The organism is Ruminococcoides intestinihominis, assembly GCF_040096285.1.
Lineage (GTDB): Bacteria > Bacillota > Clostridia > Oscillospirales > Acutalibacteraceae > Ruminococcoides > Ruminococcoides intestinihominis.
Map to the genome: position 1 here is coordinate 1 of NZ_JBBMEY010000094.1, position 1,092 is coordinate 1,092.

Consider the following 1,092-nt stretch of genomic DNA (forward strand, 5'->3'; position numbering starts at 1 on the left):
CCGATCTACTGCAACAACAGCAACAACTGCAACAACTGCAACAACTGCAACAACTGCAACAACTGCAACAACTGCAACTACTTCTCCGGTTCCAACTTCTGAAACAACTCCATCAACAAAGCCGGGTCAGGTTATCGAAATTAATAAGATGACTATTGATAAGGCTACTGTTACAGTTAATGAAGGTCAGAAGTTCAACATCGTTGCAAGTATCTGGCCTGGTTATACAACTGAAAAGACAGTTACATGGTCAGTAAATAACTCAAGAGTTGGTGTTGTTTCTCAGACAACTAATACAGTAAACGGACTATATGACAATGAAGGTAAGCTATACTGTACAGAAACTGCTACATTTACTGCTAAGGCTAGTGGTCAGACAATCATCAAGGCTGTTTCAAACACAGGTATGGTTGTTAAGTGTATAGTTAATGTTAAGAAGGTTGCTACTTCAATCTCTGTTAACAAGAGAAGCGTTACACTAAATGCCGGTAAGGCAACAACTGTTAAGGCTACTGTAGGTCCTAGAAGCATCCCATCACAGTATAAGGGTGTAAAATGGACAACATCTAACAAGAAGATTGCTACAGTTAACTCTAAGGGCGTTATCAAGGCTGTTGCAAAGGGTATATGTTATGTAACTGCTACAAGCAAGGATAACACAAACCTAAGCAAGAGAATTAAGGTAACAGTTAAGCAACCTGTAACAAGAGTTAAGTTCAACAAGTCATTTGTTAAACTAACAAAGAAGGGTAAATCAGCTACTCTAAAGGCTACTGCTTATCCATCAAATGCTAATGTTAAGAAGCTAACAATTAAGTCTGAAAATACTAAGATTGTTAAGGTTTCTAAGTCAAGAATCAATTCCGGTGCAACATTCAAGGTAACTGCAGTTAAGAAGGGTACAGCTTATGTTCGTGCTACTGCAACTGACGGTTCTAAGAAGTACGCTAGAATTAGAATTACTGTTAAGAAATAATAGTTTTCTAAATACTACAACCCCCTATTTTAGGGGGTTGTTTTTTTGTATAACGAAAACCCCCGATTGTATCGGGGGTTCAAAAAAGCTTTAGCGATGAGTATAAAAAACAAACT

1 protein-coding gene is annotated in these 1,092 nt (G+C 37.7%); it reads left to right on the plus strand.

What is annotated here, in order from left to right:
- Nucleotides 1–976, plus strand: a 976-nt coding sequence (locus tag WMO18_RS10865; protein ID WP_367286611.1) for an Ig-like domain-containing protein, incomplete at its 5' end; no start/stop codon positions are given.
- Nucleotides 977–1,092: the final 116 nt, after the last annotated feature.